Source organism: Solibacillus cecembensis (genome assembly GCF_050272495.1).
Taxonomy (GTDB): domain Bacteria; phylum Bacillota; class Bacilli; order Bacillales_A; family Planococcaceae; genus Solibacillus; species Solibacillus cecembensis.
This window is the reverse complement of sequence record NZ_JBNNMF010000012.1, coordinates 82,830-99,879: the sequence shown is the minus strand read 5'-3', so window position 1 is coordinate 99,879 and position 17,050 is coordinate 82,830. Positions and strand designations below refer to the sequence as shown.

17 protein-coding genes are annotated in these 17,050 nt (G+C 37.2%); 5 read left to right on the top strand and 12 right to left on the bottom strand.

The window, feature by feature from the left end; all coding sequences use genetic code 11:
• Positions 1-1,389, top strand: coding sequence for an FAD-dependent oxidoreductase (locus tag ACQKIH_RS12305; RefSeq protein WP_057985995.1), 1,389 nt, complete (start codon positions 1-3; stop codon positions 1,387-1,389).
• Positions 1,390-1,433: 44 nt separating this feature from the next.
• Here the strand turns inward: ACQKIH_RS12305 and ACQKIH_RS12300 are convergent, their stop codons facing one another.
• The 3 genes from ACQKIH_RS12300 to ACQKIH_RS12290 form a co-directional block, all read right to left on the bottom strand.
• Positions 1,434-2,360: a manganese-dependent inorganic pyrophosphatase gene (locus ACQKIH_RS12300; protein WP_427766397.1), complete on the bottom strand. Its 927-nt coding sequence runs from the start codon at positions 2,358-2,360 to the stop codon at positions 1,434-1,436.
• Positions 2,361-2,534: 174 nt separating this feature from the next.
• Positions 2,535-3,383, bottom strand: coding sequence for a MurR/RpiR family transcriptional regulator (locus tag ACQKIH_RS12295; RefSeq protein WP_057985998.1), 849 nt, complete (start codon positions 3,381-3,383; stop codon positions 2,535-2,537).
• Between the two features lie 479 nt (positions 3,384-3,862).
• Complete coding sequence (locus ACQKIH_RS12290) at positions 3,863-5,104, bottom strand: MFS transporter (protein WP_427766471.1); 1,242 nt, start codon at positions 5,102-5,104, stop codon at positions 3,863-3,865.
• 199 nt (positions 5,105-5,303) lie between these two features.
• On the opposite strand from ACQKIH_RS12290, the gene thrC reads away from it, so the two are divergent.
• From thrC to ACQKIH_RS12275, 3 genes are all read left to right on the top strand, one after another.
• Positions 5,304-6,362: a threonine synthase gene (thrC, locus tag ACQKIH_RS12285; RefSeq protein ID WP_427766392.1), complete on the top strand. Its 1,059-nt coding sequence runs from the start codon at positions 5,304-5,306 to the stop codon at positions 6,360-6,362.
• Complete coding sequence (gene thrB, locus ACQKIH_RS12280) at positions 6,359-7,261, top strand: homoserine kinase (protein WP_427766389.1); 903 nt, start codon at positions 6,359-6,361, stop codon at positions 7,259-7,261. The genes thrC and thrB overlap by 4 nt, the downstream gene beginning before the upstream one ends.
• Before the next feature lie 120 nt (positions 7,262-7,381).
• A complete protein-coding gene (locus tag ACQKIH_RS12275) occupies positions 7,382-8,029 on the top strand; it encodes an NAD(P)-dependent oxidoreductase (protein WP_427766386.1) in 648 nt (215 codons plus the stop codon).
• A gap of 80 nt (positions 8,030-8,109) precedes the next feature.
• Here ACQKIH_RS12275 and zupT read toward each other — a convergent pair whose 3' ends face one another.
• Positions 8,110-8,928, bottom strand: coding sequence for a zinc transporter ZupT (zupT, locus tag ACQKIH_RS12270; RefSeq protein WP_057986009.1), 819 nt, complete (start codon positions 8,926-8,928; stop codon positions 8,110-8,112).
• A 200-nt stretch (positions 8,929-9,128) separates the two neighbouring features.
• On the opposite strand from zupT, the gene ACQKIH_RS12265 reads away from it, so the two are divergent.
• Complete coding sequence (locus ACQKIH_RS12265) at positions 9,129-9,398, top strand: transporter suffix domain-containing protein (protein ID WP_057986011.1); 270 nt, start codon at positions 9,129-9,131, stop codon at positions 9,396-9,398.
• Positions 9,399-9,526: 128 nt separating this feature from the next.
• On the opposite strand, the gene ACQKIH_RS12260 is transcribed toward ACQKIH_RS12265, so the two are convergent.
• From ACQKIH_RS12260 to ACQKIH_RS12225, 8 genes are all read right to left on the bottom strand, one after another.
• Positions 9,527-10,138, bottom strand: a complete 612-nt coding sequence (locus ACQKIH_RS12260; RefSeq protein ID WP_057986013.1) for a phosphatase PAP2 family protein — start codon at positions 10,136-10,138, stop codon at positions 9,527-9,529.
• 145 nt (positions 10,139-10,283) lie between these two features.
• Positions 10,284-10,616 carry an antibiotic biosynthesis monooxygenase family protein gene (locus ACQKIH_RS12255; RefSeq protein WP_427766382.1) on the bottom strand — a complete coding sequence of 111 codons (333 nt, stop codon included), beginning with the start codon at positions 10,614-10,616 and terminating at the stop codon, positions 10,284-10,286.
• A gap of 61 nt (positions 10,617-10,677) precedes the next feature.
• On the bottom strand, positions 10,678-11,676 hold the full coding sequence (locus ACQKIH_RS12250) for a siderophore ABC transporter substrate-binding protein (RefSeq protein WP_427766380.1): 999 nt from the start codon (positions 11,674-11,676) through the stop codon (positions 10,678-10,680).
• Positions 11,677-11,940: 264 nt separating this feature from the next.
• Entirely contained in the window at positions 11,941-12,705 is a 765-nt protein-coding gene (locus tag ACQKIH_RS12245) for an iron ABC transporter ATP-binding protein (RefSeq protein ID WP_057986020.1), read from the bottom strand.
• On the bottom strand, positions 12,702-13,658 hold the full coding sequence (locus ACQKIH_RS12240; protein ID WP_057986022.1) for an iron chelate uptake ABC transporter family permease subunit: 957 nt from the start codon (positions 13,656-13,658) through the stop codon (positions 12,702-12,704). The genes ACQKIH_RS12245 and ACQKIH_RS12240 overlap by 4 nt, the downstream gene beginning before the upstream one ends.
• Complete coding sequence (locus tag ACQKIH_RS12235) at positions 13,651-14,598, bottom strand: ABC transporter permease (RefSeq protein ID WP_057986024.1); 948 nt, start codon at positions 14,596-14,598, stop codon at positions 13,651-13,653. Before ACQKIH_RS12235 ends, ACQKIH_RS12240 begins: the two co-directional genes overlap by 8 nt.
• A gap of 195 nt (positions 14,599-14,793) precedes the next feature.
• Positions 14,794-15,906 carry an o-succinylbenzoate synthase gene (menC, locus tag ACQKIH_RS12230; RefSeq protein WP_427766375.1) on the bottom strand — a complete coding sequence of 371 codons (1,113 nt, stop codon included), beginning with the start codon at positions 15,904-15,906 and terminating at the stop codon, positions 14,794-14,796.
• Between the two features lie 135 nt (positions 15,907-16,041).
• A complete protein-coding gene (locus ACQKIH_RS12225; protein WP_057986028.1) occupies positions 16,042-16,875 on the bottom strand; it encodes a GNAT family N-acetyltransferase in 834 nt (277 codons plus the stop codon).
• Positions 16,876-17,050 lie beyond the last annotated feature (175 nt).

The following is a 17,050-nucleotide window of genomic DNA, read 5'->3' as shown; positions in this document are numbered from 1 at the left end:
TTGAAACAATCGCTCTGGTTAGAAAATGTTCCGACGATTTCCGCTCCATCATTAAAACAATCCCTTCAATGTGATATTTGTATTATCGGAGGGGGGTTAAATGGAATTTACAATGCTTATTTATTAGCTAAAAAAGGCTTCGACGTCGTGTTAATCGAAGCGCTTAGTGAATTTTCACATGGTACAACAGCCTTTTCAACAGGAAAATTAACAGCACAGCATAGCTTAATTTATTCCGCATTAACAACAGAGCAGGGGAAGCTTTATTATGAAGCCAATCATTCGGCAATTGAACGCGCACTTGAAACGAATCCTCCTAGCTTTTCGCGGGCTACCTCTTTTTTATATACGGGCACTTCTTTAGGCAAGGAACAATTAGCTGCGGAAGCCGAATGTTATAAGAAAATAGGGATCCCCTACGTGGCAACGAATGTGACCGAGCTTGATTTATCCGCACAATTGGCACTTGGAATGAAAGGTGAAGGGCAAATCAACCCCTTCTTTTTTGCCCAACATTTTGTAAAACTTGCTAGACAATTCGGAGCAGAAATTTATTTGAATACACGCGTCACGCAAATTCATTCAACTAAAAACTATGTAACGACCGAGCATGGTCATGATATTCAGTATAAAAAACTGCTATTATGCACGCATTACCCGATTGAATCACTTCGACGGTTGTATAGCGTAAAGCTTCAAGTAGATCGCTCCTATTTGACCGCGACAAAGTGTACGCAATTATTACAGGAACAATATATAAGTATTGATGAACAGAGTCGGACAATGCGGACTGCACTCATTAATAACATCCCCTACTTTATATATGGGGGCCGCTCACATACTGCGGGAACCGTCACACATACAGAACCATTTTATAGTACGCTTAGGGCAGAATTGCAAAATCAATTTGGGCTGCCTGCACCAAAATTTAGTTGGAGTGCCCAAGACATTCAGACGCCTGATAAAATTCCGTATATTGGGCAGCTGTCACCCAATGATGATAGCTTATATATTGCAACAGGGTTTAATAAATGGGGGCTTTCGACAGCGCTCGTTGCTGGTGAAATTTTAAGTAACTTAATTTCGAAAACACCACATCCTGCGACAGAGTTATTTTCACCAAGCCGCTCTAACTTTGGTAGTAAACTCTATTTCATGATTCAAACAGGAGGCTTTGTTGGTAAGGAATTTATTAAAGGGCATGTGACGCGGGCAAATGCTCCACGCTGTACACATCTAGGTTGTAAAACAAGATGGAATGATGCTGACCGAACTTGGGATTGCCCCTGTCATGGTTCACGCTATGATGAACACGGGCAAGTAATAGAGGGGCCCGCTGTTTATCCATTAGACATGAAAAAGTTACAGCACGGACAAGGTGAAATGTAAATAAAAAATCCGATGCTTCTAAAATGAGCATCGGATTTTTACTATTATTTTAATCCTTCTGTTAACACAGGAACGATTTGTTTTTTACGAGATACAACACCTGGAAGTACGATACGACCGTTTTCGATTGTTGCACCGAAAGCTTTTGCTGCCGCTTCTGCAACTTGTCCAGCCGCAACTGCTGTAGAATCATTATTTAAAATATCTGTTACAACAAAGAAGAATAAATCTAATCCGTTATTTGCAACATCTTTATTTAATAAGTTGACTAACTCTTCTTGACGACCAAGGACATCTTCAATATCTACTGCATTCACTTGTGCAACAGTTGCTTTATAAGCACCGAATTCAAATCCTTTTGCATCTAATGATAACAGGTCCTCAAGTGATTTATCCGAAAGATCAGCACCTGCTTTTAACATCGCTAAACCGTACTCCGCAGCATCCACGCCTGCAATTTTTGCTAATTCTTCACCCGCTTTTACATCTTGCTCTGTGCATGTTGGTGATTTGAATAATAATGTATCTGAAACGATAGCAGATAGCATTAAACCAGCGATATTTGCCGGGATTGCTACACTGTTTTCTTTGAAGATTTTGTTTAAAATCGTTGCTGTACATCCTACTGGCTCAGCGCGGAAGTATAATGGATCTGCCGTTTGGAAGTTTGCGATGCGGTGGTGATCGATTACTTCTGTAATTTGCACCGATTCAATGCCCTCTGCCGATTGTTGGAATTCATTATGGTCTACTAAAATAACTTGCTGTGCTTCGTCTTTTACATTGCTGATTAAACGAGGTGCTTCAAAGCCAAATTTATTTAGCGCAAATTGCGTTTCATTATTTACTTCACCTAGACGAACCGCTTCTGCGTCCACACCGATTTGCTGCTTTAAATACGCATAAACGATTGCAGATGTTACTGTATCTGTATCTGGATTTTTATGTCCGAAAACTAAAACTTTACTCATGATTGAGCCTCCTATAATAAATACTATCTCGTCACCCATTTTAACATATTCAAGTAGTTGAGAAAAATAGAAGATTTCGCTCTTTGAAGGCACTACAAAGTTGAGTCACTTTTATATTACTTTTAACTCATATAAAAAACATCAAAATTCCAAGCACTTTACATCTTGTGTTGTTTATCCTTCCGCAATTAAATCTGAGCTTTTGTGTTCGTTATTTTGCTTTTTACGAAAGTCATCATATTGTTTTGGATTTTGGCTGACTACTGCCTGTACTAAAACTTGTAATAATGTAAAAATCACAATTGTACATGTTGCGCCACCTTCTTGAGCAGACGGTACAATTAACACTTTATCAGCTTGTTCTTTTACAGCTACAAGTTTTTTATCGCGAATCGCAACAATTTTGACTTTTTTTCTTTTCGCAATATTAACAGTCGTAATAATATCTTCATATTCATCATCTAAAGAGATCATAATAAGTAATGAATCCTCATCCATTAACGTCAACTGTTGCACAATATCTTCTGTTTCATGCTGCATAAAATACACATGATTTCTTAACATAGCTAAGTTATTATATAACCAAAATGCTGCAGGAGCTGACTGTCTAAACCCCAAAATATGTACCTTTTTTGTACCATGTAACAGTTGAACGATTTCTTCAAAATGTTGTTCATTCAGCTGATTAAATGTTTTGGAAATCCCCTCAATATTTTGTTCAATAATATCCAAGCTTACATTATTTTTCACTTTTGAAACTGGCATCGCCTTTTTCCTTTGTGCCATTTCACCACTATTAATCAGGTAATCTTTCATCATTCTTTGTAGCTCACTAAATCCCGATAAATCCATCGCATAGCAAAAACGAATAACCGTGGACTCGCTCACACCTGCCTGTCTTCCAACTTCAGAAGCAATTTGCGTTGCTACGATATTTGGATTATCCATTACAAATTGGGCTACTTTCCGCTGACCTTTAGATAAGCGAATAAATCTCCTTTTTATTTCTACACAAATTTCCATTTTGAATCTCTACCCTTTCACTAAATAAATTTTACCTATTGTTTCCCCATGATCAGTGCCATATTCTCTATATAATAGAAAATACATTATCACGTATATTAATTGAATTCAATGAGTTTTCTGAAAAAACAAAGACTTACTAACTAACCCCTTCATATATGTAGGAAATTGACATTAATTCGTAATATTTAAGGAAATAAAGAGAGAATTATTAAGACTATACTATTCTTATTATATTAATAGGTATTAGTATAATGTATACCTTTTGATTTATGCCACCACAATTAGTTCAAAAACACTCCCTTGAAGACAGATCTATTTACATAGGTCAATTAAATAACAAATACATTATTTACCACAAACGACACCCCATGCGTTAAGTAAAAAGGTTTATCTTTTATGAGTATGTACAAAAGCCACACAAAAACTCACCATCTCCAATTTCGAAATGGTGAGTTTTAAGTTTCATTTAACTCTATTTATTCTAGCTCTGTTTGTTTCGTTTCTTTTCCTAAGAAGATAACGGCCAATACACCAATGACAATCGCTACACAGAAAATCGTGAAAATGTAACTAATATCATAGCCCTTCGTCAGTAATGTACCAACTAATAACGGACCAAAAATACCACCAACACGTCCAATTGAAGCGGCCATTCCGGCACCAGTTCCACGGACAATTGCTGGATATTGCTCAGGAGTATACGCATATAACGCACCCCATGCTCCTAAATTAAAGAAGGATAACAGCATACCCGAGACTACTAATGCCGTGACTGTTTCTGCGCCACCAAATACAAAGGCACTTGCAGCTGTCCCTAATAGATAAGTAACTAATACAAATTTCCGACCAAACTTTTCGATAAACCAAGCAGCTGTAAAATAGCCTGGTAACTGAGCTAGCGTCATCATTAATACGTACTTAAAGCTTGAAATTAAATCAAACCCTTTACCAACCATTACGCTCGGTAACCAAAGGAACATACCATAATATGAAAATACAACCGCAAACCATAAAATCCATAACATCAATGTTGAACGTCTGTATTTTGGCGACCATACTTCCGAGATATTTTGAAAGATCGTTCGTTTCTTTGATTCAGCTTTTACTCTGAATTGTGGTGAGTCAGGTAATTTTAATCGAATATAGATCGCATAAAATGCTGGTAATGCTGTTAATAATAACGCGACACGCCAACCATCAATCGGCCAAAATTCTGCTGGAATAACAAAGTACGAAATAATTGCGGCAATTAACCAGCCACCTGCCCAAAAACTTTCTAATAAAACGACTACTCTACCACGCTCTTCAGGCTTTACACTTTCAGAAACTAATGTTGATGCAACTGGTAGTTCTCCTCCAAGTCCCATGCCAACAAAAAAGCGTAAAATTAAAAATGCAGTGAGTGTTGTTGTCAATGCGGATAATCCACTAGCGACTGAAAATAAAATAAGTGTCCACATAAAAATTTGTTTACGTCCCACTTTATCTGCTAACACACCAAATAAGAGTGCACCAACAGCCATACCGATGGAGTTTACACTTCCGATCCAGCCCATTTGACTACTATTTAAATTCCACTCCACTGCCAATGCTGCAATAACAAAGGATAAAATCCCAACGTCCATTGCATCGAACATCCAGCCTACACCTGCAACACCTAAAAGTTTGTTGCGCGAAAGGGGCTTTGTTTGATTATTATTCGCTTCCACTTTACTCATTCCCCTTCTATGTGTCTTTACATATGTCATATCATTAATACTATACATTTGTTTCTTAATAGTGACAACTCCTATTTGATTTATCGAATAGTTTAGACAATTTTTCGTTTCCTATTGAAATCATTTAGCTATAGGTTTAAAATGTCTTGTATATAAAAACAAATGTTCATCCAGTGAGAACAGAAGGAGCTAATTTTCTATGTGGAAAGGTTTAATCGAAGAATATAAACAATTTTTACCTGTAACAGAAAATACACCAGCATTAACGTTAAATGAGGGGAATACACCACTCATCCATTTAGTTAACTTATCGAAGGAATTAGGCATTGAGTTATACGGCAAAATTGAAGGCGCAAATCCAACTGGTTCATTTAAAGACCGCGGCATGGTTTTTGCAGTAGCTAAGGCTATTGAAGAAGGTTCAAAAGTTGTTATTTGTGCATCAACAGGTAACACTTCAGCAGCGGCAGCAGCATATGCTACACGCGCTGGTATTCAATCCATCGTTGTTATTCCAAAAGGCAAAGTGGCACTAGGGAAACTGGCTCAAGCTTGTATGTACGGTGCTAAAATCATTGAAATTGATGGTAACTTCGATGATGCATTAAATATTGTTCGCAAAATTGGCGAAACAACTCCGATTGCACTTGTAAACTCAGTAAACCCATTCCGAATTGAAGGCCAAAAAACGGCAGCATTCGAAATCGTGGACCAATTAGGCAAAGCACCTGATTATTTATGTATTCCAGTAGGTAACGCGGGCAATATTACAGCATACTGGAAAGGCTTCAAAGAATATAATGAAGCAAAACAAAGTGGCTTACCAAAAATGTATGGTTTCGAGGCAGAAGGTTCTGCAGCTATCGTAAAAGGCGAACCAATTGCTAATCCAGAGACGGTAGCAACGGCAATTCGTATTGGGAACCCAGCTAGTTGGAAGTTCGCTGAAGCTGCCCGTGACGAATCTGGCGGTATGATCGATTCTGTAACAGATGAGGAAATTTTAAAAGCATATAAATTAATTGCTGGTAAAGAGGGCATTTTTGTTGAACCTGGTTCAGCTGCTTCATTAGCAGGGGTTATGAAATCAGTAAAAGCAGGTAAAATTGCACCAGGTAGTCGTGTCGTTACTGTATTTACAGGCAATGGCTTGAAAGATCCTGATACAGCGATGAATGTTTCTTCAGTTGATCTTGTTTCATTAAATAATGATGAGCAAGAAATTCGTAAATATATCGAAGGCGTATTTTCACTATGAGTACAAAATGGCAAATTTCAGTACCTGGTAGTACAGCCAATTTAGGTCCTGGCTTTGATTCCATTGGGCTTGGCTTGTCACTATATTTAAATTTAACTGTGACTTTACAGGACGAATGGGAATTTGTTCATATTGGAGAAAATGTCCCTACCGATACGACTGTTGAAACGCATTTAATTTTTCAAATTGCTCAGCAAGTAGCACTTCAATATGACTGTACTTTACGCCCTTGCAAAGTAGAAATGACGAGTGAGTTGCCTCTTGCACGCGGTTTAGGTAGTAGTGCGTCTGCAATTGTGGCGGCGATTGAACTCGCGAACATTTTGTGTGAGCTCAACTTGTCGACACAGGACAAGCTAAATATTTCCTCACAAATTGAAGGGCATCCAGACAATGCGACGGCTTCTGTTGTAGGTGGCTTAACGATTTCTTCAATGGATGAGAACGGCATTGTTGATACCATTCGTATACGTGATTTAGACGTAGCATTTGTTGTTTTTATACCAGATGTTGAACTAAAAACAGCTCATTCACGCGATGTTTTGCCTGCCGAGCTTGACCGCGGTTATGCCGTCCGTGCAAGCGCCCATGCAAACATGCTAGCGGCCTCTTGCATCGCAAAAGATTATGAGCGAATCGGTCGTTATATGGAAGCTGATTTATTCCACGAGCCATTCCGTGCACAGCTCATTCCAAACTATACGGAAATTCGAGAAGCTGCAAAACAGGCGGGTGCTTACGGAACAGCTTTAAGCGGTGCTGGACCAACACTTATTTCAATTGTTCCGACTACAGTTGCGGAGCAGTTTGTTGATGTGATGCGTGCACAATTCCCTGAGCATAATATTGTTTTAACAAGTGCAGATAAAAAAGGGATTATCGTAACTGAACTTTCATAAATTCATCTATAGGAAGGAGCATTTTGGTTAACATCAAAATGCTCCTTTTATATTAGTTGCCGCATAGATTCCACTCATTTTGGGTATAAATTAGCCTAGGATTGAAAGGGGGAAATGTAGATGAAAATTGCTATTATCGGGGCTGCGGGAAAGGCTGGAACACATCTTTTAAATGAAGCCATACTACGCCAACTAGATGTCACAGCCATTGTAAAAAATGTAGCCACTCTTTCCGTTGATAATGTTTCAACTATAGGCAAAAATTTATTTGATTTAACAAAGGGAGATTTAGTACCGTTCGATATAATTATTAATGCTTTTGCGCCATTACCAGGAGAGGAACATCTTCATATTTCTGCAGGGCATCATTTAATATCCTTACTTGAGGGAACAACAAAAAAGTTATTTGTCATTGGATGCTCAGGTTGTCTTTTTGTTGACAGTGGAAAAACAACGCGCTTAATGGAGGAAGAAGAATATCCACAGGACCTGCTCGATACGTCGAAGGCACAATTGCAAAACTTACAAAATCTCGAAAACGCCTCTATTCAATGGACGTATGTCATTCCTTCTGCCATGTTTGATTCAGAAGGTCCCCGTACAGGACATTACTTGAAGGGTGGGGATCAAGTGCTCGTAAATTCACAATTCAATAGTTATATTAGCTATGCAGACTTTGCGGTAGCAATGCTGGATGAAATTGAAAAAAATGAACATCCCAATACATGCTTTACGGTTGTATCTGAAAATGTAACGGCTGCCTCCTAACTAGGTGATGTTACATTTCCTATATGCAAAAAAGAATATCATTTTGGCCCTTCAACCAAAATGATATTCTTTTTTTATTGCTACGGAACTAATAATACTAAGCTAATAGCCATGACAGCCATACCCGCTACTAATCCGTATATAGATAAATGGGTCTCGTCGTACTTTTTGGCTGCCGGCAATAATTCATCTAATGAAATGAATACCATAATTCCTGCAACTCCGGCAAATATAATTCCAAACATCACATCGTTTAAAAATGGCATTAAGATGAAAAATGCTACTAATGCGCCTACTGGTTCTGCTAAGCCCGATAAAAACGATAATTTGAACGCTTTTCGACGATTGCCTGTCGCAAAATAAATGGGTACTGCTACAGCAATTCCTTCTGGGATATTATGAATAGCTACCGCAATCGCAATCGCTACACCTACATTCGGATCTTGTAGCGCAGCCATAAACGTTGCAATTCCTTCTGGGAAGTTGTGTATGGCAATCGCCAGAGCAGTAAATAGCCCCATCTTCATTAGTCGTTCTTCATCTATTTCTGGCTTGATTTGGACTGCATTGACATCCTCAACTGTACGAACTTCGTGAGGGTTATTGGACTTTGGAATAAAACGGTCAATTAAAGCAATTAATAATATGCCCCCAAAGAAACCAACAAGTGTCATCCAATAGCCTTGTGTAGCCCCTAATGCTGCTGTTAATGAATCTTTTGCTTTAACAAAAATCTCAACTAATGAAACATAAATCATAACGCCCGCAGAAAAACCAAGGGCCACCGATAAAAATTTCGTATTCGTTCTTGAAGTAAAGAAGGCTAATAAACTACCTACTCCTGTTGCAAGGCCCGCAAAGAGCGTTAATCCTAACGCAAAAATAATATTCCCTTCCATAGAATTCCCCTCTTCAACTTTATGTTAATTTGATTATAAATTAAAAGTTTCCCTAGCGCAACTTTTTTAGCTGTAGTAACATCTTATGTAACAGACCAACTTTTGATACAAAAGAATACGTAAATTTTATTATTAAACTTGTATTCAAATAGGTTTCAATATATAGTTTAGCTTATTTAACTAAATCGGAGGACTTGAAATTGGAAAAAGAAATTGTTTCAAACGAATATAAGCAAAAAAGGCCATTTCTATTTAAACTCGGAATAGCGCTTTTAATTCTTTATCCTATACTATGGGGAGTTGCTGCCATTACACCATTTACTCCATTACCAACTCACATAAAAGCCGCTGTAATTACAGTAAGTATAGTTGTGGGGGAAATCTTCTTTTTGATAGGTGTTGCTTTTGTTGGGAAAGAAGTGGTGACCAAATATAAAAGTAAGCTAAATCCTAAAAATTGGAGAAGATAAACGTGCCTTTTCAGTAGAATTAGGCGAAAATGGCGTGCTTTTGTTGAAGAAGAAATTAACTGGAAATGAAAAGGACCTACTTTTAGGTAGGTCCTTTTCATTTGAATTTATCTACTATTTAATGCGGGTTAGGTGTTCATTATTTGACGGTTATCTTTTCTTGATTCATACCAAACCACACATACAATGAACCAGCTATAGCCCATGCTCCAACCGGCAATCACATCTGTGGCAAAGTGGCGGCCTTCTGCAATTCGTGACAGTCCGATTAAACAAGCTAATAGAACAGCAGCAATCCATACTATTTGAATTTTTTTCTTCTCTTTTGCAATTTCTGAAAAAATATAAGCAAGGGTAAATAAGTACAGTACCCCCGCCATTGAGTGCCCTGATGGAAAACTATAAGAAGTCAACTGATCCACAATTTCCGGACGTGGACGCTCAAATATTCTTTTCAGTATTTGATTTAATAACGTACCTGCCGCAAATGTCAGCAAAATAAAGACCATGCCACGATAATTTCTTTCACGTAGCCACAAATAAAGAAAAGCGATTACCCCAACTGCAATTACGAATATTGGCTCCCCTATATAATGAAATACAATAATTAATTCATTTCCAGTTAATAATGTAGCTATTTTATCATCCAATGCATTCATTGTTGGCGTATTATAAGTAAACGCCATCACGATAAAAATAATGCCTGTTACAATAGCTAATGGATATGCCCATTTTTTCACACATATTCCTACTTCCTGATGTTAATTGTGATAAACATTATCTTACCATATACATATATAACGTGAAAAATGATTACATGTTGCTTTTCTATCATTCCTCCAATTAAAAAAGCAACAGTGCTCATTCCACTGTTGCTTAATTTTACTATTCAATTACCGTATAATTTGTATTTTCCATCGAAATAACGAATTCTGGTTTTGGCGGCTTGCCACCGTGCTCTTTAATTTTCGCTTTATGTCCTGCAATATGTTCGGGGCTCTTCTCCCAGTTTTTCCAAGCCTCTTCAGATTCCCAGCGGACAATCATCACGACTTCATCTTCACCGCGACGAACTTTCTTTTGTAATAATTCACGTCCGATAAAACCTGGCTGTTTTTCTAATATAGATGGTCCTTGATCTGGCTTTTTGCTAAAACGTTCAATAATTTTATCGGCATTGCCTTCCGTTAACGTCCATTTACGAATTTGTACAAACATTATTATAAATCCCCCTATTTTGAAAAAAGCCGCCCTCGAATAGAAGGACGGCTTATAAATATTATTTTAAAGCGTTAATAATTTCATTTACTTTTTCAAGCTCAGAAGTCAAACCGCCACCTGCTAAGTACCAAAGCGCACCATTTAAGTAAATCACTTTGTCGTTTTTAGCAGCATTCGTTTTATTAACTAAATCATTATTAAATGCTTCTGAAATATTTGATTCTTCGCCCGTAGCAGCCATACGGTCAACTACGAATAAAATATCAGGGTTAATTTCTAAAATTTGCTCATAGCTAATTTGTGCACCATGCGTTGAGTTTTCTAATGTATCATCCGCAGCTGGGAAACCATATACGCTGTGTACGAAACCAAAGCGAGAACCTTCACCTGGACCATAAGCAGAAATTTTCTCATTGTAAAGTGTTACTAATGCTTTTTCATCTGAGCTAGCAGCAATTGCCTTTAATTCTTCAGTAGCTGCTTCAATTTCAGCAAACTTTGCATCTACTTCAGCTTGCTTGCCAAAAAGATCTGCCGCAATTTGAGTTGAAGCTTTAAATGTATTCCAGTAATCAGTGCTTGTAGTACCTACGAATACTGTTGGAGCGATTTTTGATAATTCTTCATATGCATCTCCTTGACGACCAGAGATGAAAATTGCATCTGGTGCCATTGCAGCGATGTCTTCAAATAATGGCTCTTTTAAACCACCAGCGTTTAAATATTTGTCATCTGAATATTGCTTTAAAGATTCAGGGAAGTTTCCTTTTGCAACAGCTGTAACTTCAACGTCTAAAGCAGTTAAAGTATCTAAGAAACCATAGTCAAATACAACGATTTTTTCTGGTGCTTTATCAAACGTTACATCTGCATAATTTGAATCTGTTGATTTAATTGTCATTGGGTATGCTGAAGCAACTTCTTCTGTATTTGTGCCCTCTGTTTTAGCAGAGTTTTCTTTTTCTGAATCCTTTGCAGTGTCATCATTTGAGCCACATGCCGCTAACATTAAAACAAGCATTGATAAAATAACAGTCATTAACTTCCAGTTCTTCATCTGTAAATCGCTCCTATTCATATATGTAAGTTCGTTTTATTCATCTCCGTTCGAAATGATTATCATTATCATTTGAACAATCCCCATTATATCGAGATTGATTCTCATCGTCAACTAGTTTTGGAAATTAAATTAATTATTATAATAAATAGATATTAAATAGGGTATTTTTACTTTTATAGAAATAGACCTCAGATTATAATTATCCATCAAAAAATGCCATTTCGACTAAATCAAAATGGCATTTTTATAATTTATTATGATCTAATGAGAATTAAAGTAAACACAAATTCGACAACCATCTTGCTCTTGTACAGGTATGTCCATATCATAAATTTGCTTTAATGCGGAAGAATTAATGATTTCATGTGTTGGGCCATCTTTGACAATGCGCCCATCCTTTAACGCCACAATTCGGTCGGAATATACCGAGGCGAAGTTAATATCATGCAATACGATAATAACTGTTTTCCCTAGTTCATCTACAAGTTTACGTAAAATTTTCATAATTTGAACCGAGTGCTTCATATCTAAGTTATTTAAAGGCTCATCTAATAGCACGTATTCTGTATCTTGTGCGATGACCATGGCAATGAACGCACGCTGACGTTGACCACCAGAAAGTTCATCTAAAAACTTGTCACTCATGTCCACTAAGTTCATGTACTCCAACGCACGATCTACATGTTCAATATCTTCTGCTGTAAGACGCCCACGTGAATATGGATAGCGCCCAAATGACACAAGCTCGCGAATCGTTAAACGGACATTCATAAAGTTAGATTGTTTTAAAATCGAGACGCGTTTTGCAAATTCCTCAGATTTCATTTTGCGCACGTCTGCTGTATCCAATAATATTTCACCAGTATCTGAATCTAATAAACGACTCACCATTGACAGTAGAGTCGATTTCCCAGCACCATTCGGACCGATGAATGATGTAATTTTACCCGTTTCAATTGTTACATGTACATCTTCTACAACGGCTTTTTTACCGAAGTATTTGCTTAATCCTTTTACTTGAATCATCCTGCTGACCTACTCTCTTTTAATAGTAAATAAATAAAGTATACGCCACCAATGAAGTTAATAATAACGCTCAATGTCGTACTAAATTCGAATAGATGTTCGACAATAAACTGCCCACCGACTAATGCAATAATACTAATTAAACTTGCACCAACTATAAGCACCGAATGCTTGTACGTTGCAAAAAATTGATACGATAAGTTAGCAACAATTAATCCGAAAAATAGAATTGGACCGACAAGCGCCGTAGATGTTGCAATTAATACGGAAGATAAAATAAGTACATTCATCACAATACGGTCATAGTTAATACCGAGATTGATCGCTGTATCGCGGCCTAATGACATGACATCTAACTTATTTAAAATCGTATAGCCATAAATAAAGGCGATTGCTAAAATCCCCACTGCTACCCATACAAGGTCACCATTCACATTATTAAAGCTTGCAAACATTTTATTTTGCAGGCTTGTATATTCATTCGGGTCAATAACAACTTGCATAAATGATGTTACACTTCCGAGCATTGTTCCTAAAACCATCCCAATCAGTAATAAGAGATATATCGGTTGCTTATCCGCCCTAAATAAGAAACGATATAAAATAAGCGCAAATAATACCATTGCTGCAATTGAAATTGTAAAATTAAAATATTTATTTAATACTAATATAGAAGAAGATCCTAAAAAGAAATAAATACATGTTTGCACAACCATATACATCGAATCTAAGCCCATGACAGAAGGCGTTAAAATGCGGTTATGGGTAATCGTTTGGAAAACAACCGTGGAATACGCAATCGCTACACCTGTTACAATCATTGCCAAAACGCGAATCATTCGACGCGGAAACGCATAATCAAAGCTACCTTTAATATCATACAAACCATAAAGTGCGATACAAATGATTGCTAGAACTGCTAAAATAGTTAATTTCAAACCTGTTTTACGCATATGAACGCCCCCTAAACAACATGATTAAGAAAATCACGCCGCCGATTACACCGACCGTTAAGTTAATTGGGATCTCATATGGGAAAATTAAAATTCGACCAACGATATCACATGCTAATAAGAACAATGCACCTAGCACAGCTGTATGAGGTAATGTTTTCTTTAAATTATCCCCTTTATAAATCGATACGATGTTTGGAATAATTAATCCGACAAAAGGAATTAAACCAACTGTTAAAATAACGGTTGTTGAAATAAGTGCGACTAAAATAAGTCCTAAATTAACAACAAGTCTATAACGAACACCTAAGTTTTTCGCAAAATCCTCACCCATACCTGCAACGGTAAAACGATTTGCATAAAAATATGTCAAAATAATAACAGGAACACTTAAATATAATAATTCATAGTTTCCTTTAATAACTAATGTAAAGCTCCCCATTAAAAAGGCGGATACGTTTTGTAAAATATCTGCTTTATACGCAAAAAACGTCGTCATGGAAGAAATAATATTTCCGAACATAATCCCTACAAGTGGAATAAAAATCGCATCTTTAAACTTAATGCGGTTTAATAATTGCATGAACAGCATTGTACCTAACAATGCAAAAACAAAGGCGAGCACTACTTTTTCAGATTGTGTTCCCCCTGTATAAATCATCGCAATTAACACACCAAATTTTGCTGCATCATCTGTTCCCGCAGTTGTTGGGGATACAAATTTATTTCTACTTAAAGATTGCATGATTAAACCAGCTATACTCATGCCGACACCCGCTAATATGATTGCAATCAAGCGTGGGATACGGCTTATTAAGAAGACTTCTGTTTCCTCTGATGAAAAATCAAGCAAATCTAGTGGTGTAATATCTTTGGCACCTAGAAATAACGAAATGCATGATAGAACAACAGTAGCAACAATCAAATACCATAATCTCATGTCATTCTCCCATTTTCCTTCTTTTTTAAATGATTCTCATTGAAAATGATTATCATCCTTATCTATTTCAATTATAGCTAGGTAGGAATGGAAAATCAAACAGTCCTTGTTAACTTTTCTTTATTTGTTACTGATTATTGAAAGTAAAAAGTACTTTTTGAGAGATTTATTGTACTTCCGACTATTTTTATGGATTCAAGGCTTTTTAATTACCTTTTTCTCGATACAATATTTTTCAATCGCTTGCTCGTTTATTATATAGCCAAGACCTGTTGTAGTTGGTACGGTTATGTAGCCGTCCTCTACTGTCACTTCAGGTAAAATAATATCCTCATGCCAATAACGTTCCGAAGCTGCCGTGTCACCTGGCATTGTGAAGTTGGATAAACTTGTGAGTGCGACGTTTTGTGCCCGTCCAATCCCAGCTTCTAGCATACCGCCACACCATACAGGGATGCCATGTCTCTCACATATATCATGGATACGCTTTGCTTCACTTATTCCACCCACTCGTGCAATTTTAATATTGATCACACCGCAACTCCCTAGTTGAATGGCCTTGCGTGCATCTTCATAAGACGTAATGCTTTCATCTAAGCAAATCGGCGTTTGAATTTGCTGTTGTAATGTCGCATGATCGATTAAATCATCATGGGCAAGCGGCTGCTCAATCATCATTAATTGAAATTCATCCAGTTGTTTTAATAACTCTATATCATCGAGTGTATAAGACGAATTCGCATCAGCCATTAATGGAACAGTCGGGAAAGCTTCTCTAATCGTTCGAATTAATGCGATATCTTTCCCTGGTTTAATTTTGACCTTTATTCGTTTATAGCCTTGCGTTAAAAAGCCCTGAATCGTTGCAATTAATTGCTCATCGGTTGGCTGCAATCCTATGCTGATGCCTACTTCAATTTTTTCAGCAGTGCCTCCAATTGCTTGAGCTAGTGTTTGATTTGTTAATTGAGCATAAATATCCCACACCGTACCTTCAATAGCTGCTTTCGCCATATTGTTGCGACGAATTGGGAGGAAATGTTCATATACTTCATCTGGATGTGTTAATTGTTGCCCTAACAATCGTGGAATTAAAAAATCTTCTAGCATATGTAATGATGTTTTTAGCGTCTCTTCTGTATAAGAAGGCTCTTCAAATGCAACGCCTTCCCCCCAGCCAATGACACCGGATTCATCCTTTGCCTTAATGACTAAAAAACGCTTATTTTGCATTGTTCCAAGACTCGTTGTGAATGGTGTTTTCATACACATCTCGAGCTGATAAATCGTAACTTCAACTAATTTCATCTCATATCGCTCCTCTTATTGCGCTGTCACAGGTAGGAATTTATTTCATCACCTATTATGACAGACATTTTCTTCTGAACGAAATTTAACAATCCGTGGAGAATGAAGCCCCCACGGATTGAAGTTTAACTTATTTTATAACGCAAATAGCGAACGCTTTACGAGTAAATAATGACTCACATGCTCATTGTGTTTCGATAAGTGAATAATTTTATAGCCTTGATCGAACATCGCTTGTAAAATATGGCGTGTTTTATAACGCCAATCTTCTGCAAGTGCTGGACTTTCCACTTTTATTTTTTGAAAATACATAGGAATCGGTAATAAATAGGCATCTTTTATAAAGGATTCCTGCTGCATAAATTGCTGTTCTTTATCAAGCATCGGCAAACCATCCGTACTGAGTGACCACTCTACTACCGGCACAGCCTCCTCTAGTAATTCTTCGACTTTTGCATCCCAGCGTAAATAATCATTATCTACAAGCTGCCATTCAACAAAAAGACGATCCGTTGGCAAATCAAGGTTAAACGGGTCTTCCATTTCTCCATAACAATTTGGAATGTACGTATCGCTATAACCACGTAGCTTCGTAAAGTTTAAATGTCCACTACGCCCTTCAAGCGGATCAAATGTCCAACGGCAATTGCGATACCCTCGTTCTATTGCGATATCCTTTAAATAATTCTTCATGAGCTCGCCTACACCTTGCTCACGATAATTTCGTTTAATGCCAATCATATGTGAATACAAGTATACTTTCTCTTCCATGAAGCCTGGGCAACTAAAGTTGAAGCCGATTAGTTCGTCATTAAGGTAAGCGCCTAAAACTATTCCACCATTTCGAATTGTGGCAAGCGTTTGGTGCATCGGAATACTGCCAACTGCCCAAATATCATGCTCTAAATTTCTTGCCTCTTCTATTTGCTCAATTGTTGTTAATTCCTTTACAATTACTGATTCTAACATAATGTCCACCTTCCCCATTCTTCACTTTTTGTCATGCGAGTAAAGCTGTTTTTGCTAAAATCTTTGCACCAATAATTAGACGATCTACATAAACCGCCCTTTTCCTGGGAGGATGGAACTTGGAAATAAAGAATCTTCCCTACTTCCTCAATAATCACTTATACCAATAATTCTT